This is a genomic window from Pseudomonas emilianonis (assembly GCF_023072625.1).
Lineage (GTDB): Bacteria > Pseudomonadota > Gammaproteobacteria > Pseudomonadales > Pseudomonadaceae > Aquipseudomonas > Aquipseudomonas paraveronii.
This window is the reverse complement of record NZ_JAKNRV010000083.1, coordinates 1-17,490: the sequence shown is the minus strand read 5'-3', so window position 1 is coordinate 17,490 and position 17,490 is coordinate 1. Positions and strand designations below refer to the sequence as shown.

Annotated in this window: 19 protein-coding genes and 2 pseudogenes; 8 read left to right on the top strand and 13 right to left on the bottom strand. The window is 60.9% G+C overall.

Annotated elements, in window-relative coordinates:
• A pseudogene (locus L9Z73_RS11455) lies at nt 1–127 on the top strand (FliM/FliN family flagellar motor switch protein); the annotation flags it as partial.
• Here the strand turns inward: L9Z73_RS11455 and L9Z73_RS11450 are convergent.
• Nucleotides 124–474 (bottom strand): annotated as a pseudogene (locus L9Z73_RS11450) (SURF1 family protein); the annotation flags it as partial. The pseudogenes L9Z73_RS11455 and L9Z73_RS11450 sit on opposite strands and share 4 nt — an antisense overlap.
• A gap of 33 nt (nt 475–507) precedes the next feature.
• Here L9Z73_RS11450 and L9Z73_RS11445 point away from each other — a divergent pair.
• A complete protein-coding gene (locus L9Z73_RS11445) occupies nt 508–711 on the top strand; it encodes a twin transmembrane helix small protein (protein ID WP_017849009.1) in 204 nt (67 codons plus the stop codon).
• Nucleotides 712–717: 6 nt separating this feature from the next.
• On the opposite strand, the gene L9Z73_RS11440 is transcribed toward L9Z73_RS11445, so the two are convergent.
• The 4 genes from L9Z73_RS11440 to coxB all read right to left on the bottom strand — a co-directional run bounded on the left by L9Z73_RS11440 (nt 718) and on the right by coxB (nt 5,094).
• Entirely contained in the window at nt 718–1,605 is an 888-nt protein-coding gene (locus tag L9Z73_RS11440) for a cytochrome c oxidase subunit 3 (protein WP_247400256.1), read from the bottom strand.
• Between the two features lie 35 nt (nt 1,606–1,640).
• Nucleotides 1,641–2,192 (bottom strand): cytochrome c oxidase assembly protein, encoded by a 552-nt coding sequence (locus tag L9Z73_RS11435; protein ID WP_026140285.1) that lies wholly within the window; start codon nt 2,190–2,192, stop codon nt 1,641–1,643.
• Between the two features lie 126 nt (nt 2,193–2,318).
• Nucleotides 2,319–3,908, bottom strand: coding sequence for a cytochrome c oxidase subunit I (gene ctaD / locus L9Z73_RS11430; protein ID WP_247400254.1), 1,590 nt, complete (start codon nt 3,906–3,908; stop codon nt 2,319–2,321).
• A gap of 58 nt (nt 3,909–3,966) precedes the next feature.
• The gene (gene coxB / locus L9Z73_RS11425) at nt 3,967–5,094 is read right to left on the bottom strand and encodes a cytochrome c oxidase subunit II (protein WP_247400252.1); all 1,128 of its coding nucleotides are present in this window, start codon (nt 5,092–5,094) and stop codon (nt 3,967–3,969) included.
• Between the two features lie 367 nt (nt 5,095–5,461).
• Between coxB and L9Z73_RS11420 the strand changes: the two genes are divergently transcribed.
• Nucleotides 5,462–6,109: a hypothetical protein gene (locus L9Z73_RS11420; protein ID WP_247400250.1), complete on the top strand. Its 648-nt coding sequence runs from the start codon at nt 5,462–5,464 to the stop codon at nt 6,107–6,109.
• Between the two features lie 117 nt (nt 6,110–6,226).
• On the opposite strand, the gene L9Z73_RS11415 is transcribed toward L9Z73_RS11420, so the two are convergent.
• From L9Z73_RS11415 to L9Z73_RS11405, 3 genes are all read right to left on the bottom strand, one after another.
• Nucleotides 6,227–7,774, bottom strand: a complete 1,548-nt coding sequence (locus L9Z73_RS11415) for a SulP family inorganic anion transporter (RefSeq protein ID WP_247400248.1) — start codon at nt 7,772–7,774, stop codon at nt 6,227–6,229.
• 85 nt (nt 7,775–7,859) lie between these two features.
• Nucleotides 7,860–8,591: a carbonic anhydrase gene (locus tag L9Z73_RS11410; protein ID WP_247400246.1), complete on the bottom strand. Its 732-nt coding sequence runs from the start codon at nt 8,589–8,591 to the stop codon at nt 7,860–7,862.
• 227 nt (nt 8,592–8,818) lie between these two features.
• A complete protein-coding gene (locus L9Z73_RS11405; protein ID WP_247400244.1) occupies nt 8,819–9,877 on the bottom strand; it encodes a PA0069 family radical SAM protein in 1,059 nt (352 codons plus the stop codon).
• A gap of 208 nt (nt 9,878–10,085) precedes the next feature.
• Here L9Z73_RS11405 and L9Z73_RS11400 point away from each other — a divergent pair, with 208 nt between their 5' ends.
• Nucleotides 10,086–10,775, top strand: a complete 690-nt coding sequence (locus L9Z73_RS11400; RefSeq protein WP_247400241.1) for a dual specificity protein phosphatase family protein — start codon at nt 10,086–10,088, stop codon at nt 10,773–10,775.
• Between the two features lie 7 nt (nt 10,776–10,782).
• On the opposite strand, the gene L9Z73_RS11395 is transcribed toward L9Z73_RS11400, so the two are convergent.
• Nucleotides 10,783–11,055, bottom strand: a complete 273-nt coding sequence (locus L9Z73_RS11395) for a YheV family putative zinc ribbon protein (RefSeq protein WP_247400240.1) — start codon at nt 11,053–11,055, stop codon at nt 10,783–10,785.
• Complete coding sequence (gene prlC, locus L9Z73_RS11390) at nt 11,052–13,151, bottom strand: oligopeptidase A (protein WP_247400238.1); 2,100 nt, start codon at nt 13,149–13,151, stop codon at nt 11,052–11,054. Before prlC ends, L9Z73_RS11395 begins: the two co-directional genes overlap by 4 nt.
• A 54-nt stretch (nt 13,152–13,205) precedes the next feature.
• Here prlC and L9Z73_RS11385 point away from each other — a divergent pair, with 54 nt between their 5' ends.
• Together L9Z73_RS11385 and L9Z73_RS11380 are read left to right on the top strand one after the other, a co-directional pair.
• Complete coding sequence (locus L9Z73_RS11385) at nt 13,206–13,748, top strand: gamma carbonic anhydrase family protein (protein WP_247400236.1); 543 nt, start codon at nt 13,206–13,208, stop codon at nt 13,746–13,748.
• Nucleotides 13,745–14,404 carry an HAD family hydrolase gene (locus L9Z73_RS11380; RefSeq protein ID WP_247400234.1) on the top strand — a complete coding sequence of 220 codons (660 nt, stop codon included), beginning with the start codon at nt 13,745–13,747 and terminating at the stop codon, nt 14,402–14,404. Before L9Z73_RS11385 ends, L9Z73_RS11380 begins: the two co-directional genes overlap by 4 nt.
• Nucleotides 14,405–14,490: 86 nt before the next feature.
• On the opposite strand, the gene L9Z73_RS11375 is transcribed toward L9Z73_RS11380, so the two are convergent.
• Nucleotides 14,491–15,534 (bottom strand): aminopeptidase, encoded by a 1,044-nt coding sequence (locus tag L9Z73_RS11375; RefSeq protein WP_247400232.1) that lies wholly within the window; start codon nt 15,532–15,534, stop codon nt 14,491–14,493.
• 110 nt (nt 15,535–15,644) lie between these two features.
• Here L9Z73_RS11375 and L9Z73_RS11370 point away from each other — a divergent pair, with 110 nt between their 5' ends.
• Complete coding sequence (locus tag L9Z73_RS11370) at nt 15,645–16,067, top strand: hypothetical protein (RefSeq protein ID WP_247400230.1); 423 nt, start codon at nt 15,645–15,647, stop codon at nt 16,065–16,067.
• Here the strand turns inward: L9Z73_RS11370 and L9Z73_RS11365 are convergent, their stop codons facing one another.
• Nucleotides 16,068–16,307 (bottom strand): DUF1161 domain-containing protein, encoded by a 240-nt coding sequence (locus tag L9Z73_RS11365; RefSeq protein ID WP_247400228.1) that lies wholly within the window; start codon nt 16,305–16,307, stop codon nt 16,068–16,070.
• 147 nt (nt 16,308–16,454) lie between these two features.
• Entirely contained in the window at nt 16,455–16,886 is a 432-nt protein-coding gene (locus L9Z73_RS11360) for an OsmC family protein (RefSeq protein ID WP_247400226.1), read from the bottom strand.
• A gap of 216 nt (nt 16,887–17,102) precedes the next feature.
• On the opposite strand from L9Z73_RS11360, the gene L9Z73_RS11355 reads away from it, so the two are divergent.
• Nucleotides 17,103–17,490 (top strand): MsnO8 family LLM class oxidoreductase (locus tag L9Z73_RS11355; protein WP_247400224.1); only part of this gene is annotated, 388 nt, incomplete at its 3' end.

The window sequence follows — 17,490 nt, the reverse complement described above, 5'->3', positions numbered from 1 at the left end:
GGGCGACGTGATTCCCGTCGAGTTGCCGGAAGAACTGATCATGCGCGCCAGCGGCGTACCGTCGTTCAAGGTCAAGCTTGGTTCGCACAAGGGCAAACTGGCACTGCAAGTGGTGGAGTCGATCAGCAACAGCCACAGGCCGCTGGCCTGGTCGTGGAACGGTTGCAGCAGCTCGACGCCGGCCTTGCCATTACGCATGCGGTTGTCGAGCAACACACTGTGCTCACCGTCGAATTGGCCGCGCAGATGCACGCGACGGAAGGCCGGATCAGCCATGCCGCCGAGTTGCGCACTGCCTACCGGCTCAGCGGCGCGGCGCTCGGCATAGCTGTCCACCATCAACTGTTTTTCATGGCCGCGTGACAGTTGCCAGAAGCCCAGGCCCACCATCAGTGGCAGCAACACGAGCACCACCAACGTCGGCGCTATACCGGGGCGAAAGCGCTGGATAGCACTGGCTATACTGAATTTCATCGCCCCTCCCTCTGTAAGCCCTGGAGCCAGACCATGCTCAAAGCCGCCATTGCCCTGATGCTGATCGCGACCGTCGCAAGCCTGTTCAGCGGCTTGTTCTTTTTGGTCAAGGACGAGGGCCACTCCAACCGCCTCGTCACGGCCTTGACCGTGCGTGTCGTACTGGCCGTGATCACCGTGGCGTTGATCGCCTGGGGCTTTTTCAGCGGCCAGTTGGTGTCGCATGCGCCTTGGTAACGCGCCTCACAGCACATAAACGAAGAAAAACAGCCCGATCCAAACCACATCCACAAAGTGCCAATACCAACTGGCGGCTTCGAAACCGAACTGATGCTCGGCATTGAAGTGCCCGCGCAGGATGCGCATCAGCATCACGAACAGAATGATGGTGCCGATGGTCACGTGGGCACCGTGAAAACCCGTGAGCATGAAGAAAGTCGCGCCGTACACGCCGGAGCCCAGGGTCAGGCCCAGCTCTTTGTAGGCGTGGATGTATTCCTCGGCCTGGAACCCGAGAAAGCCCAGGCCCAGCAGCACCGTGAGCGCCAGCCAGATTTTCAGCGCGCCACGATGTCCTTTGCGCAGGGCATGGTGGGCGATGGTGATGGTCACGCTGGAACTCACCAGCAGGATGGTGTTGACCAGGGGCAGGCCCCACGGGCTGATAGTGCCTTCCGGCGCGGGAAACAGCTTGGGATCAGGGTTATTGAGCAGCGGCCAGGCAAACTCGAAATTCGGCCACAGCATATGCGCAATGCCTTTGGAGCCTTCGCCCGCCAACCACGGCGCCGACATATGCCGCACATAAAACAGCGCGCCGAAGAACGCGATAAAGAACATCACTTCGGAAAAGATGAACCAGGTCATGCCCCAGCGAAACGAGCGGTCCATCTGCGCGCTGTACAGGCCTGCGCGGCTTTCCTTGATCACCGCGCCGAACCAGCCGAACAGCATGTAGGCCAGCAGCAAGCCGCCGACGAAAAAGATCCACGGCCCGTGGGACTCCGGGCGAGCAGCCTTTAGGTCGTTGAACCACACGGCCAGGCCATACACGGTGACCAGCAGGCCAACCGTAGCAATTATCGGCCATTTGCTTTGCGCTGGTACGTAGTACGTATCATGAGTCGACATGTATTCGCTCTCCTGATTGAGCGGGCAAACAGTAGCTAGCCGCCGCTATGGACAGCCACGGGCGGTTGGCGCGCGGTGATATCAAACAGCGTGTACGCCAGGGTCAAATGCTTCACATCCTTGGGCATGTCGCGATCGACAATGAAGCGCACCGGCATTTCGATGCGCTCACCGGGTTGCAGCACTTGCTGGGTGAAGCAAAAGCACTCGGTCTTGTGGAAGTACATCGCCGCTTCGGCCGGGGAAATGCTCGGGATCGCCTGGGCTGTCATCGGCTTGTCGCTGGGGTTGTAGGCCACGAAGAGCATCTCGTTGACCGCGCCCGGGTTGACGACGATCTCATCGGCCTTGGAATGGAACTCCCAGACCATGTCGATGGCATTGGTGGACAGGAACTGCACCCGCACCTGACGCGACGGATCGACGATCTGCTCGCCTTCATATTGCCCAGCCGTCTTGCCGTTGATGCCGAACGCCTTGCACATCACGTCGTAGATCGGCACGAGGGCAAAGCCGAAGGCGAACATCGCCAACACCAGGATCAGCAGGCGGGTGACCAGGCGCTTGAGCGGCACGGAGTCAGCCATGGCGATCACCCGACGGTGTGGGAGGGGGCTTGCTCCCGATGGCGGCCTTACAGCCAATGAAGGTGTCGACTGACACACCGCTATCGGGAGCAAGCGCCCTCACACAGGGGATTTGTGCAAACCGGTTCATTTGATCTCCGGCGGTGTGGTGAAGGTGTGATACGGCGCGGGCGAGGGCACGCTCCACTCCAGGCCTTCGGCCCCGTCCCACGGCTTGGCCGGCGCCGGCGGGCCGCCGCGGATGCACTTGATCACGATAAACAGGAAGAAGATCTGCGTGGCGCCGAACATGAAGGCGCCGATGGACGAGACCATGTTGAAGTCGGCGAACTGCAGGTTGTAATCCGGCACCCGGCGCGGCATGCCGGCCAGCCCGACGAAGTGCATCGGGAAGAACGCCATGTTCATGCCCACGAAAGACAGCCAGAAGTGCAGCTTGCCCAGGGTTTCGTCGTACATGTGGCCGGTCCATTTCGGCAGCCAGTAGTAGGCCGAGGCGAAGATGCCGAAGATCGCGCCGGGCACCAGTACGTAATGGAAGTGCGCCACCACGAAGTAGGTGTCGTGGTACTGGAAGTCCGCCGGAGCGATGGCCAGCATCAAGCCGGAGAAACCACCGATGGTGAACAGGATCACGAACGCCACCGCGAACAGCATCGGCGTCTCGAACGTCAGCGAGCCTTGCCACATGGTGCTGACCCAGTTGAACACCTTCACCCCCGTCGGTACGGCGATCAGCAGGGTGGCGTACATGAAGAACAGCTCGCCCACCAGCGGAATGCCGACCACAAACATGTGGTGCGCCCACACGATGAACGACAGGAACGCGATGCTCGCCGTGGCGTAGACCATCGAGGTGTAGCCGAACAGCGGCTTGCGCGAAAAGGTCGGGATGATCGAACTGACGGCGCCGAAGGCCGGCAGGATCATGATGTACACCTCGGGATGGCCGAAGAACCAGAACACATGCTGGAACAACACCGGGTCACCGCCGCCGGCCGCACTGAAGAAGCTGGTGCCGAAGTGGATGTCCATCAACATCATGGTCACGCAACCGGCCAGCACCGGCATCACCGCGATCAACAGGAAGGCGGTGATCAGCCAAGTCCATACGAACAGCGGCATTTTCATCAGGGTCATGCCCGGTGCGCGCAGGTTGAGGATGGTGGCGACCACGTTGATCGCGCCCATGATCGAACTGATACCCATCAGGTGGATGGCGAAGATGAAGAAGGTCACGCTTTCCGGGGCGTAGGTGGTGGAGAGCGGGGCGTAGAAGGTCCAGCCGAAATTCGGCCCGCCGCCCGGAGTGAACAGGGTCGAGACCAGCAGCAGGAACGCCGCCGGCAGCAGCCAGAAGCTGAAGTTGTTCATGCGCGGCAGGGCCATGTCCGGCGCGCCGATCATCAGCGGGATCATCCAGTTGGCCAGGCCGACGAACGCCGGCATCACCGCGCCGAACACCATGATCAAGCCGTGCATGGTGGTCATCTGGTTGAAGAACGCCGGCTCGACGATCTGCAGGCCGGGCTGGAACAGCTCGGCGCGGATCACCATGGCGAACGAACCGCCGAGCAAGAACATGGCGAACGCGAACCACAGGTACATCGTGCCGATGTCTTTGTGGTTGGTGGTCAGCACCCAGCGCATCAAACCCTTGGCGGGGCCGTGGGCATGGTCACTGGCGTGGCCATGGTCATCGATCACAGCGCTCATGGCCGTTCTCCTGCAAACGAGTGGGCGGGGCGGTTCAGGGCGCAGCCAATGAAGGTTGTCATTTGCTTTGCGCCTGTTTCAGAGCCAGCACGTCTTTGGGCGTGACCATGTCGCCTTTGTTGTTGCCCCAGGCGTTGCGCTCGTAGGTCACCACTGCGGCGATATCCACTTCCGAGAGCTGTTTGCCGAAGGCCGCCATGGCGGTCCCCGGTTTGCCGAAGTAGACGCGGTGCAGGTGGTCTTCCTTAGTGCCGGTGGCGATCGGCGAGCCCTTGAGCGCCGGGAACATCGGCGGCAGACCCTGGCCTTCGGCCTGGTGACAGGCCACGCAGGCGCTGTGGTAGACCTTGTCGCCACGGGCCACCAGCTCTTCGCGCGTCCACTCTTTGGAGGTCAGCTCCTTGAGCTTGGCGGCCTCGGCCTTGCGTTCGCCGAGCCAGGTGTCGTAATCGGCCTTGGACTTGACCTCGACCACGATAGGCATGAAGCCGTGGTCCTTGCCGCACAGTTCGGCGCACTGGCCCCGGTAGATGCCGGGCTTCTCGACACGGGTCCAGGCCTCGTTGATGAAACCGGGGATGGCGTCGCGCTTGACCGCAAAGGCCGGCACCCACCACGAGTGGATCACGTCCGCAGCAGTCACCAAAAAACGCACCTTGGCGCCCACCGGCAACACCAGCGGCTGGTCGACTTCCAGCAGGTAATGTTCGCCCTTGGTGGCTTGGTTATGGATTTGCTCGGCAGGCGTGGCCAGGTTGCTGAAGAACTCCACATCCTGGCCGAGGTATTTGTAATGCCACTTCCACTGATAGCCGGTGACCTGGATATCGATATCCGATTCACTGCTGTCGTAGATGTTGATCAGGGTCTTGGTCGCCGGGATGGCCATGGCCACCAGGATCAGCAAGGGCACTACGGTCCAGAGGATTTCCACGGTGGTGCTTTCGTGGAACTTGGCTGCCACCTGGCCCGTAGACCGGCGGTGAAGGATCATCGACCAGAACATCGCGCCAAATACGACAATGCCGATCACCACACAGATCCAGAAAATGGTCATGTGCAGGTCGAACACAGCGTGACTGACTTCTGTCGCCCCTGGCGCCATATTCGTTGTCCAGGCGGCATGCGCCTGACCGAATACTGACCACAACAGGAGGCCCATCCAAACATGTGGATGTCGCGTCATTGCGGGTTCCCCTTATCGTTCTTGTTATCCCGCCGGTTTGCACCTGCGGCGAAGGGAGCGGCTTCCATACTGCTTACAACCGCTTAGCCTCACCTGCTTATGCAGTCTGGCGTCATCAGCTAATCGCGTACAAAACCGAGTATAGACAGCACCTGCAACCCCGCAATGTGCAGGGGCAAATGAGCTAAAACAGACGGACGGAGCCCATAAAATCGGGGACGGAATCGTTTATCCGACGAACGATGGCAATTCGATATAACGCCGGCGCATAACCATGAAATAATTATGACAAATGCGTCTTAGGCGCTCGTATAACCGAACTACCTTGTCCTTTCCCTTTTCCTACGCCTGCTTCACTGGAGCTTTCATGAACACCGCCGCATTGCGCGAGCAGATTTCCCGTGCCCATCAACACGAAGCCAGCACTGGCCAACTGGCCCAGCAACTCGAGAAACAATTGCCGCACCTGCATCCGGCCATCACCCTGGCGGAAGGGGATCGCAACATCGTCATGACACGTTTTGTCGCTGCCTACGTCGACCTCGTCCCGGACCTGCTGGACGCCGCCAACGACGTGGCCCGCGAGGCCGGCATCGAAAGCCAGGTCAAGCCGGTACTGAAGATTGCCGAGCAATTTTTCCTGCAACCGCCTGCGATTCTGACAGGCCATATCGGCCTCGACGGCCTGCTGGACGAGGCCTACCTGGCCCATCGCCTGGTTGAAGAGGTCAATGACCTGTATATCAAGCATTTCGGCCAACCGTTGATTCCGGCGGATACGACCGTGGCCAACCTGATTGCCCATCAACTGATCGGCGAGACATTTGCCAACCAGTTGGATGAAGCCGTACACCATGCGGTGGATGAAATGCTCAACGAAGACAACTTTGCGCTGGAATCGGTCGAAGCGTATCGCGAGCAGCTCAAAAGCGTGGCCACGGAAGCGGCGTGGAAGCGCTGGCCGTGCCTGTCACGCAAGCTGGGCGTTGAGTTGGAGCTGGATCAGTCGGCCTGACGCTAAACAAATGTGGGAGGGGGCTTGCCCCCGATGGCGGTGTGTCAGCTAGCAGATTGGGCACTGATTCACCGCCATCGGGGGCAAGACCCCTCCCACATTTTTGATCCGGTTCCGTCAGTTGGTAAGCGGCGCCGAACCGATCCCCGTCGTCGTCCGCACCCGTCCTTCCAGCCGACGCTTCAACCCCCGCGCCTCAATCACCAGCTTCGCGCCCTTGGCCGCATTGGCCCGGCCCCACTCCTCCAGCAACTCCAGGCAAGAGTGGTCGATGTAACTCAAGTTACTCAGCGGTACATGCACGGTGGTTCCCGCAGGCACCGTCGACAGCACCTGGGTTAACGCCGGCACTTTCAGAAAGGTCGCCGCACCGCTCAAACGCAGCTCCATTTCGCCGATCTGAGGCAAATCGATCAGACTGATTTTCAGACGCGAAGCCTTGAACGCCAGTTTCAGCAACGTCAGCCCGAAGCCAACCAGCACGCCGGTCAGCAGGTCGGTAAAGACGATCGCCAGCGCCGTGGCCGCATAGGTAAACATCGGCATCCGCCCGTAGCGGCCCAAGGCCCGGAACGCCTTGACGTCCACCAGTTTGATCCCGGTGTACACCAGCACGCCCGCCAGACTCGCCACCGGAATGCTTTGCAACACGCTCGACAACAACAGCACGAACCCCAGCAGCCACACGCCATGGAACATCGCCGATAAGCGCGTGGTGGCCCCGGCTTGCACGTTGGCCGAGCTGCGCACGATCACGCCGGTCATCGGCAAGGCGCCGACCAGGCCGCAGAGCATGTTGCCCACGCCTTGAGCGGACAATTCCTTATCGAAATCGGAACGCTGCCCACTGTGCATACGGTCGACCGCTGCGGCGGAAAGCAGGGTTTCGGCACTGGCGATAAACGCCACGGCAAACGCGGCGATCAACAATTGAGGGTCGGCCAGGTTCAGCAGGTCGCTGGGACGCAGCCAATCGATGGCGTCAGCGAGGTTTTCCGGAACCTCCACGCGCTTGACCTGCAACGCCAGCACCAGGCTGGTGACCGTTGCCAGGCCCACCCCCAACAAGGCGCCCGGCACAAACCGCAGCGGTTGCGGGCGGAACTTATCCCACAGGTACATCACGAGCATCGTCGACAAACCCAGCAAACCGGCCTGCCAACCAAGGCCGCCGCCCAGGGTAGGAATCGCCTCTGCCAGCGCGGCCGGGAAGTTCGCCAGGTTATCCAGCCCTGATGGCTTGGGCGCACCGTCGAGCATCACATGGACCTGCGACAGCACAATCAGCACGCCGATCCCCGCCAGCATGCCGTAGACCACCGCGGGCGCCGTGACACGGAACCAGCAACCCAGACGCAAACGCCCGGCCACCAGTTGCAGGAAGCCGGCCAGCAGCAGGATCGGCCCGAGCATCAGCATGCCGTGCTGGCGCACCAGCTCAAACACCAATACCGCCAAACCCGCCGCCGGCCCGCTGACTTGCAGTGGCGAACCCGCCATCCAGCCCACCACCAGGCCACCGATAATCCCGGTGATCAGGCCCTTGGACGGCGGCATGCCGGACGCGATCGCGATCCCCATGCACAACGGCAGGGCGACCAGAAACACCACCACGGAAGCCAGCAGCTCCCGAGGCAATACAGCTTTTAATTGAGCAGCACGCATGATGACTCTCCCGAGGCATTCGCCGGGCGCGGCAAAGCCTGGCTGCATCCATGGCAGCCACCGCTTTACCCGGCAGGGAAGTGTGTTAGAAGCGCGCTTTAGGCGTCGCGGAGGGGATCGGCTCGGTGCCGTTCAGCGGTCGAAACGCCGCCTTTTCCGCATCATAGGCGCGGATTTCACTGGTCTCGATGTCGTAGATCCAGCCATGGATATACAAATGACCATTGGCCATGCGCGAGGCCACGGAAGGGTGGGTGCGCAAATGCTGCAACTGGGCGATGACGTTTTCTTCGGTCAGCATCTTCATGCTCTCGCCTTCATTGGCGCAATCGCAGTTGTCGTGAACCATGGTCTTGGCGACTTCGGCGTGACGCAGCCAGGCCTTGACCGTCGGCATCTTCTCCAGGCTCGCGGGGTTGAGCACCGCACGCATCGCGCCGCAGTCGGAGTGCCCGCACACGATGATGTGCTGCACGCCCAAGGCAAGGACCGCGTACTCGATGGCGGTGGAAACGCCGCCGTTCATCTGCCCGTAGGGTGGCACCACGTTGCCGACGTTACGGGTCACGAACAGGTCGCCGGGCGAGCTCTGGGTAATCAGCTCGGGCACGATGCGCGAGTCGGCGCAGGTAATGAACATCGCCCGCGGGTTCTGGGCCGTGGCGAGTTTCTTGAAGAGCTCTTCTTGCTGAGGGAAGACGTCGTGATGGAAATGCAAAAAGCCGTCAACGATGTGCTTTAGCGCTGCATCGGCGGACTCCGCCACTTGAGCGGCTGAAGCCGACGCAGCCAACGGCTGTTTATCCTTGTCACTCATGATGCATCCTCTTGATTAATGCAGGGGAGGGTTCAGGTCAATTCGACGCCGGGCCGATGGAATAGTTTTGGAACGCCACAAAGCCGGGTTCCGACTCATCAGTCATTCGCTGAACAAGGTAGCCGTCGAAACTTAACTCAAACTGAATCAACCGCTCTAGATCAAGGGTTTCAGTGATATCAAAACGCGACTATTCCTACAGGGCCAGCGCATGCTTGCTCGATAGTCTACAACAACGCCATCTGCCTGCCCGGTGGGCAGAACGCCGTGCAATCCAGGTTGAAACCTTCCCGACGGTCGAGCCCCAGGCGCTTGATCGCCTTGCGAAAGCGCTGCGCCAGCAGATCGGCAAACGGCCCCTCTCCGCGCATGCGCACGCCGAAGCGGCTGTCATACACCTCCCCGCCGCGCACCTGGCGCACCAGGCTCATCACATGGGCGGCGCGCTGCGGGTAATGCGCGGCCAGCCACTCCTCGAACAGCGGCGCCACCTCCAGCGGCAGGCGCAGCATCATGTACGCCGCACTTTGCGCACCGGCCGCATGGGCTTCGGTGAGCAGGCTCTCCAGTTCGCTGTCGTTGATCATCGGGATCATCGGCGAGCACAGCACCCCCACCGGGATGCCAGCCTCGCGCATCACCCGGATCGCCCGCAATCGCGCCTTGGGCGCCGCCGTGCGTGGCTCCAGGATGCGCTTGAGCTCGTCGTCGAGGCTGGTGAGGCTGATCATCACCGCCACCAGCCGCTGGCGCGCCAGTTCGGTGAGCAGGTCGAGATCGCGCAGGATCAGCGAGCCCTTGGTGATGATGGTCACCGGGTGCCGATAGCGCAGCAGCACTTCGAGGGTTTGCCGGGTGATCTTGTACTCGCGCTCGATGGGCTGGTACGGATCGGTGTTGGAACCGAGGTTGATCGGCGCACACACGTAGCCGGGCTTGGACAGCTGCTGCTCAAGCACGTCGGCGGCGTTGGTCTTGGCGATCAGTTTGGTTTCGAAATCCAGCCCCGGCGACAGGTCCCAATAGGCATGGCTGGGCCGCGCATAGCAGTAGATACAGCCATGCTCACACCCGCGATAAGGATTGATCGAGCGATCGAACGGCAAGTCCGGCGAGTTGTTGCGCGTGATGATGGTCTTGGCGGTTTCGATACGCACTTCGGTGCCCTGGGTCGGCGGCACTTCCTGATACCAGCCGTCGTCCTCGGCCACGCTGACGGTAGGCGCGAAACGATTGTGCAGGTTGGTCGCCGTGCCCCGGCCACGGGGCGGCAGAGGTGCAGACATGAAAATGCCCCTATACTGTTTTTATATACAGTATAGAGGCGCAAGCGGGATGACCAGTGCCGTTTGGCGGTCAGTGCTTTTGCGTCACCTGCCCCAGGACGTCGCCCGACAGCGATTCACGATTCTTTGACGCGCCCCTCACACCCCATTGACCCCGTCTGACCGACTCTTGGCATCACCCGCCAACCCTCTATCGGTTACGTCGCGCATGTTCAAGCATCAATGGCTATCGGCCCTCGGCCTCGCGTTCCTGGCACTGTTCACCAGCGCACACACCTGGGCGGACGACACCGCATCCCTTCGCTCACCCGAATGGGCGCAGCCGGTTGGCAATCAATACAACCTGCACCAGATGACGCCCACGCTCTATCGCAGCGCGCTGCCAGACAGCAGCGCGGTGCCTCTGCTGGAAAAACTCAAGATCAGCACCGTGATCAACTTTCTGCCAGAGTCCGACAGCGATTGGCTGAAAACTCCTGATATCCGACAGGTCCAGCTGATTTATCGCACCAACCATGTCGATGACGCTGACGTGCTCGCCGCGCTGAGGGCGATTCGCGAGGCCGAAGCCAACGGTGCGGTGCTGATGCACTGCAAACACGGCACAGACCGCACGGGCCTGATGGCGGCGATGTATCGCGTGGTGGTTCAGGGTTGGAGCAAGGAAGAGGCGTTGAACGAAATGACCTTGGGCAACTTCGGCAGCAGCAAGGGCCTCAAGGACGGTGTTCGCTACATGATGAAGGCCGATATCGACAAGTTGCGCACAGCCTTGGCGAATGGCGATTGCAGCACCAGCGAGTTTGCCCTGTGCTCAATGAAAAGTTGGTTCAACACGGCCAGTACCACCAGCCCTGTTGAACCCACCAAAGACGCCAGAGCGCTGATTACGCCCTGACAGGATCTCAGTCTTTCTTCAGCTTCGGGTTAGGAAAGAACTGCACCGACTGCACCTTCGGGTCCGGCGCTTTGAGCGCCGAGGTATTGACCCGCGTACCCAGCTCCTTGGGCACCGACAAGCCCTGATCATTCAGCGTGTCGGTATAGCCGCAGGCCACGCACTCGCGATGCGGCACGTTATCCTCGGTCCACATCTTCAATTTGTCCGGCTCGCTGCACGCCGGGCAAACGGCCCCGGCAATAAACTGCTTTTTGGTAATCACTGGCACGTCACTCATGCTGCTGCGTCCTCACTCAGGCCGCTGTGGCGCAAGAGTGCGTCAATCGACGGCGCACGCCCGCGGAAATCGACAAACAACACCATCGGCGCCTGGGAACCGCCACGGGCCAGGATCGCCTCGCGGAAAGCACGTCCGGTTTCGGCATTGAGCACGCCGTCTTCTTCGAACTTGGAGAAAGCATCGGCGGACAGCACTTCAGCCCACTTGTAGCTGTAATAACCCGCAGCGTAACCACCGGCGAAGATATGCGCGAAGCTGTTGGGGAAGCGGTTGTAGGCCGGCGGACGCATCACCGACACCTCGTCGCGCACGCCCTCGAGTACCTGCGCCACACTGCGGCCGTCACCATGGGTGGCATGCAACTCAAAGTCGAACAGCGAAAACTCCAACTGGCGCACCATCATCAGGCCGGACTGGAAGTTTTTCGCCGCGAGCATTTTTTCCAGCAGGTCCTGGGGCAGCGGCTCGCCGGTTTCGTAGTGGCCGGAGATCAGCGCCAGGCCTTCCGGCTCCCAGCACCAGTTCTCCATGAACTGGCTCGGCAACTCCACCGCATCCCAGGCCACGCCGTTGATGCCGGACACGCCGGCATGCTCGACACGGGTCAGCAGGTGATGCAGGCCGTGGCCGAATTCGTGGAACAGCGTCGTCACTTCGTCGTGGGTCAGCAGGGCAGGCTTGCCGCTGTCGGCCGGGGTGAAGTTGCACACCAGGTTGGCCACCGGGCTTTGCAGCACGCCGTCGAAGGTGCGGCGACGGTCGCGCGCGCCGTCCATCCAGGCGCCGCCACGCTTGTTGGCGCGGGCGTACAGGTCGAAGAAGAAGCGGCCGACGTGCTGGCCGTTTTCCTTGATTTCGAACAGGCGCACGTCCGGGTGCCAGGTGTCGAAGCCTTTCTGCTCGGCGATCTCGATGCCGTACAGACGCTGCACGATGGCGAACAGGCCGCCGAGCACCTTGTCGATCGGGAAGTAGGCGCGCAGGGCTTCCTGGGACACGCTGTAGCGCTGTTCACGCAATTTTTCACCGTAGAAACCGCTGTCCCAGCTTTGCAGGTCGGCGCAGCCTTGTTCGGCGGCGTAGGCCTTGAGCTGTTGCAGGTCCTGGGCGGCAAACGGCTTGCTGCGCTTGGCCAGGTCGCGCAGGAAGCTCAGCACCTGGTCGCTGGAGTCGGCCATTTTGGTGGCCAGGCTCAATTCGGAGAAGGACGCATAGCCCAGCAGCCGGGCCAGTTCCTGACGCAGGTCGAGGATCTGTTGCATGATCGGGCCGTTATCGTTCTGACCGGCATTCGGGCCTTGGTCCGACGCACGGGTGCAATAGGCGGCGTAGATTTCTTCGCGCAGAGCGCGGTCCTGGGCGTAGGTCATCACCGCGTAGTAGCTGGGAAATTCCAGGGTGATCAACCAACCGTCGAGGTCTTTGGCCTGGGCGGCGGCGGCCATTTGTGCCTTGGCCGAGTCGGTCAGGCCGGCGAGGGTGGCTTCATCGGTAACGTGTTTGGTCCAGGCCTGGGTGGCGTCCAACAGTTGGTTGGAGAATTTGCTGCCCAGCTCGGAGAGTTTGCTTTGCACTTCGGCGTAGCGCTTTTGCTGCTCGGGCGGCAGATCGATACCCGACAAGCGGAAATCGCGCAGCGAGTGTTCCAGGATGGTTTTTTGCGCCACATCGAAACCGGCAGCTTGCGGGCTGTTGGCCAAAGCCTCGAACGCCTGGAACAGTTCGCGGTTCTGGCCCATCTCGGTGGAGTAGGCGCTCAACGCCGGCAGGCAGCTTTCATACGCCTCACGCAATTCGGCGCTGTTGCACACGGCGTTGAGGTGGCTGACCGGGCTCCAGGCGGCGCCCAGACGATCATTCAGTTCATCCATGGCAAGGACCAGACCGGCCCATGTCGGATTTTTCCCCTGGCTTTGCAGGATGCCTTCGATGGCAAGCCGGTTGTCGGCGAGGATCTGTTCGATGGCCGGCTGTACGTGCTCGGCACGTATCGCCGAGAACGGCGGCAGGTCGTAGGGCTGCAGAAGAGGGTTGTTCGCGCTCACGGTTGGCACCTTGGCTGAAGAAACATGTAAGAACAAAGATGGGGCCATCTTAATTACAATCAACGTCCACCGCAGCTATCAGCAGAAGAGAGAGAGGCTATCGTGACCCTTCGCACCTATCAGAACCACACGCCAACCCTGGGCGCCGGGGCTTTTGTCGATATTTCGGCGGTGGTGATCGGCGATGTAGAAATCGGCGACGACAGCTCGGTTTGGCCGCTGACCGTGATCCGCGGCGACATGCACCGCATCCGCATCGGCGCGCGCACCAGCGTGCAAGACGGCTGTGTGCTGCACATTACCCATGCCGGGCCGTTCAATCCTGATGGTTTCCCACTGCTGATCGGCGACGACGTGACCATCGCCCACAAAGTCATGCTGCACGGCTGCACCGTGGGCAATCGCATCCTGATCGGCATGGGCAGCATCGTGATGGACGGCGCCGTGGTCGAAGACGAGGTGATCATCGGCGCCGGCAGCCTGGTGCCGCCGGGCAAGAAACTTGAAAGCGGCTTCTTGTACGTCGGCAGCCCGGTTAAACAGATCCGCGAACTGACTGACAAGGAACGCGCGTTTTTCACCTACAGCGCCGCGAACTACGTGAAGCTCAAAGACCTGCACCTGGCGCAAGGATTCGATCAATGACCCTGCACTATCCAACCGTACTGTTCGACCTGGACGGCACCCTGACCGACCCACGCGAGGGCATCACCCGTTCGATCCAGTACGCCCTGGGCAAGCTCGGTATCGACGAGCCCGACATCACCACACTCGAACACTTCATCGGCCCGCCGTTGCTGCAAGCCTTTATGCAGTTCTACGGCTTCGACGAAGCCAAGGCCTGGGAAGCGGTGAACTTCTACCGTGAACGCTTCAAGGTCATCGGTTTGTATGAAAACCGCGTGTTCGACGGGGTGATGCCGCTGCTCGAAGCCCTCAACAGCCAGGGTCGCCAGTTGTATGTAGCCACCTCCAAGCCGTGGGAATTTGCCCGCGAGATCGCCCGCCATTTCGATTTTGCCAAGCACTTCAAGGTGATCTACGGCAGCGAGCTGGACGGCACGCGCACCAACAAGGTCGAGCTGATTGCCCACTTGATGCGCGAAGAACGCCTGGACCCGGCCACCACCTTGATGATCGGCGACCGCAAGCACGACTTGATCGGGGCGCGCAGCAATGGGCTGGATTCGGCGGCGGTCGGGTATGGGTTTGGCAGTTTCGAAGAGTTGAATGCCGAAGCGCCGACCTGGCATTTCGAGACGTTGGCGCAGATGCATCAGGCGTTTTTGCAGCGGCCTTGAGGGCGCTATCGGGAGCAAGCCCCCTCCCACATTTGGCCTGCGTACACGGATCAAAATGTGGGAGGGGGCTTGCTCCCGATGAGGCCCTACCGGCCAACACCTTCCAACTGCCTCAACGCCGCCTTACGCTGTGCCACCGGCAGTTGGCCCATCCGCTCCACTGCCGCATAGAACTTCAGCCAATTCCCACCTTCCTGTCGGAACAACGCCGCAAACGCCGGCACCCACTGGTCATACAGCCCGAACGGTAGAAGCCGCGCATTGTTCATCGGCTGGTTCACCCAGGCGTCATAACGTTTGTCGCCGCCCCACTGACTGTCCCGCACCTGTCGGTATTCGCTGCGCAGGCGCTCGAATTCGGCCGCCTTGGCCCGCCGCATCGCATCGGCCGCCAAGGGCTGGGCGTAGAGCGTTTCCAGACGTTTGCGGGTATCGAGGACCAACCGGGTAAATTGGTCACGCTGCTGCAGCGCCGCGCTGCCGATCGGCGCCAGGCCCCGGGCGACGCGCCATTGGCGCGTGCCTTCCTGCTCGACGAAGGTGGCAAAGGATTCATTGAACTCGGTGTCGTCCTTCACGTAGAAGCGCTGGTGCGCCAGCTCGTGAAAAATCAACGTGGCCAGGCGCTCATCGCCCCAGCTCAGCATCGAACTCATGATCGGGTCATTGAACCAACCCAAGGTGGAATAAGCCTCGACGCCGCCAATCGACACATCCATGCCTTGCTGCTTGAGCAACGCGGCCTCACCCCGCGCCGCACCCTGGCTGTAATAACCGCGATAGGCGACGCAGCCGGCGATGGGGAAGCAGTGATTTTGCGCCGCCAGGGAAAACTCCTGCGTGGCAAAAACATTCCAGACCACATATGGCCGGCCAATATCGGCGTACAGCCGGTAACTCTGGTTGTCAGGCAGGTGCAGTTGCGCGCTGGCGAACGTGCGCGCCTTTTGCGCTTGCACCAAGTGATCACGTAACGGCTGCGGTCGCGCGGGGTCGGCAATCACCTTGGCCACCGGCTCACGGGCCTGCAGCAACTGCCACTGGCCGCTGGCCAATTGGCCGTAATAACTGACGCTGGAACACCCGCTGAGCAGCACAACCCACAACCCTGGAAGAAAACGCCTGACCATGCCGCGACCGCTCCTGGGTAATTTGCTCGCCAGCCTATCGTGACTGCCCGGCGTTTTTCCATGGCGTAGCGTGTTTATACTCAAAGCTCTCCTTGTGTTGAGTGCCCGCCATGCGCCAGCTAGTGCTTCCCATCGCCGCCCTGTTGCTCAGCGCCTGTGCTTCGCCGCCCATCCCGCCGGTGGACCCGCAACAGGCCTGGATCGATTTCGCCACCCCGACACCGGGGGCCAAACTGGTGATGGCCCAACGGCTGGATGGGAAGAACCTCAACGACGGACGCTTCTTCCAGGTCCCGCCGGGCAGTCACGAGCTGATGGTGCGCTTTGATTTCGAAGTGCCGACCGGCGGCAGCTTTGGCGGGTTGTCGCAAACCCAGGACCGGACCTGCTTCATGACCTTGCAGTACGACCACTTCGAGGCAGGCCAGCGTTATCGCCTGGAGGGGCGCTCGTTGGCCTACACACCGAATATCCGGCTGTACAACGCCGCGCGTCAGTTGTTGGCACAAGAGCGCAGCGTGAACTGCATCTGATCAGTCGTTGTTCTTCTGGTAGATGATCGCCTTGGTACCGTTTTCGCAGGAACCGACAATCATCGCGCGGTCGTGGTTCTTGGCTTCTTCGGCAGTGATGACCTCCAGGGTGTAGGACGGAATCGCCTTGGCCTGGATTTTGATCTCGATCTCTTTCCTGAGCTCTTCGCAGTCTTTGGGTGCGGCCACGGCCGATGTGGCCAACACACCGCAGATGATCGCCAAAGCAAAACGTTTCATGTGTGAAGCTCCCTGAATGCATGCGCACGGGTGTGCGCCTAAGGCTGCATAGGCTATAGGACCACATCGGGGAAACACGAGTTCTGATTTAACGCACAACTAAATGTCGGCGGGGGATTGCCCCCCGCCCACCTTTTTAAGGCCGTGTCAGTTGACGAGCGTGGCGTCCAGGCTGATTTTCGCGTTCAGCACCTTCGACACGGGGCACCCTTCCTTGGCCTTTTTGCTCAGTTCTTCGAACTGCGCCTGGCTCGCGCCGGGAATCTTGGCCTTGAGCACCAGGTGTACAGCGGTGATCGCAAAACCACCGTCGACCTGATCCAAAGTCACTTCGGCCTGGGTGTCGATGCTGTCAGCCTTGAGCCCGGCGTCGCCGAGAATCATGGAAAACGCCATGGAGAAACAGCCGGCGTGGGCCGCACCGATCAATTCTTCAGGGTTGGTGCCCTTGCCTCCCTCGAAACGGGCCTTAAAGCCGTAGGGCGCTTCGCGCAGCACGCCGGTTTCCGTGGAGATGGAACCCAGACCTGTCTTCAGATCACCTTCCCAATGCGCGGATGCTTTTTTTACGATACTCATAGCGGTCTCCTCGAACGGTGGTTTTGCTTCAGTAAGGGTTCTGAGGATAGAAGCTTTGGCAAAGTTCACTTGTAAGAAAAACCTAGCGCCAAGGTAGGAAATTTCTCGCGCGCTATTGAATCTCGGGTATATGCCCTCATTGCATAGAACATGCACATGAAGCGGCAGGTTTTGGTTCGTCTAAGAAGCCTGCGCCCTTATTGGAGAAGCAGGCTTATGAAATCGCTGTCCGACGTGAAGTTCTCGACCCTCGACCTGGTGCCCGTGCGGGCCAACGGCAGTCCCGCACAGTCGCTGCGCAATTCCCTGGACCTGGCCCAGCATGTGGAAAAGTTTGGCTACAACCGCTTCTGGGTAGCTGAACACCACAATATGGATGGCATCGCCAGCTCGGCCACCTCGGTATTGCTCGGTTACCTGGCCGGCGGCACCTCGACCATCCGCGTCGGTTCCGGCGGCGTGATGCTGCCCAACCATGCGCCGTTGGTGATCGCCGAACAATTCGGCACCCTGGAAAGCCTGTACCCCGGCCGGATCGACCTAGGCCTGGGCCGTGCGCCCGGTTCCGACCAGATGACCGCCCGCGCCCTACGCCGTGAGCGCT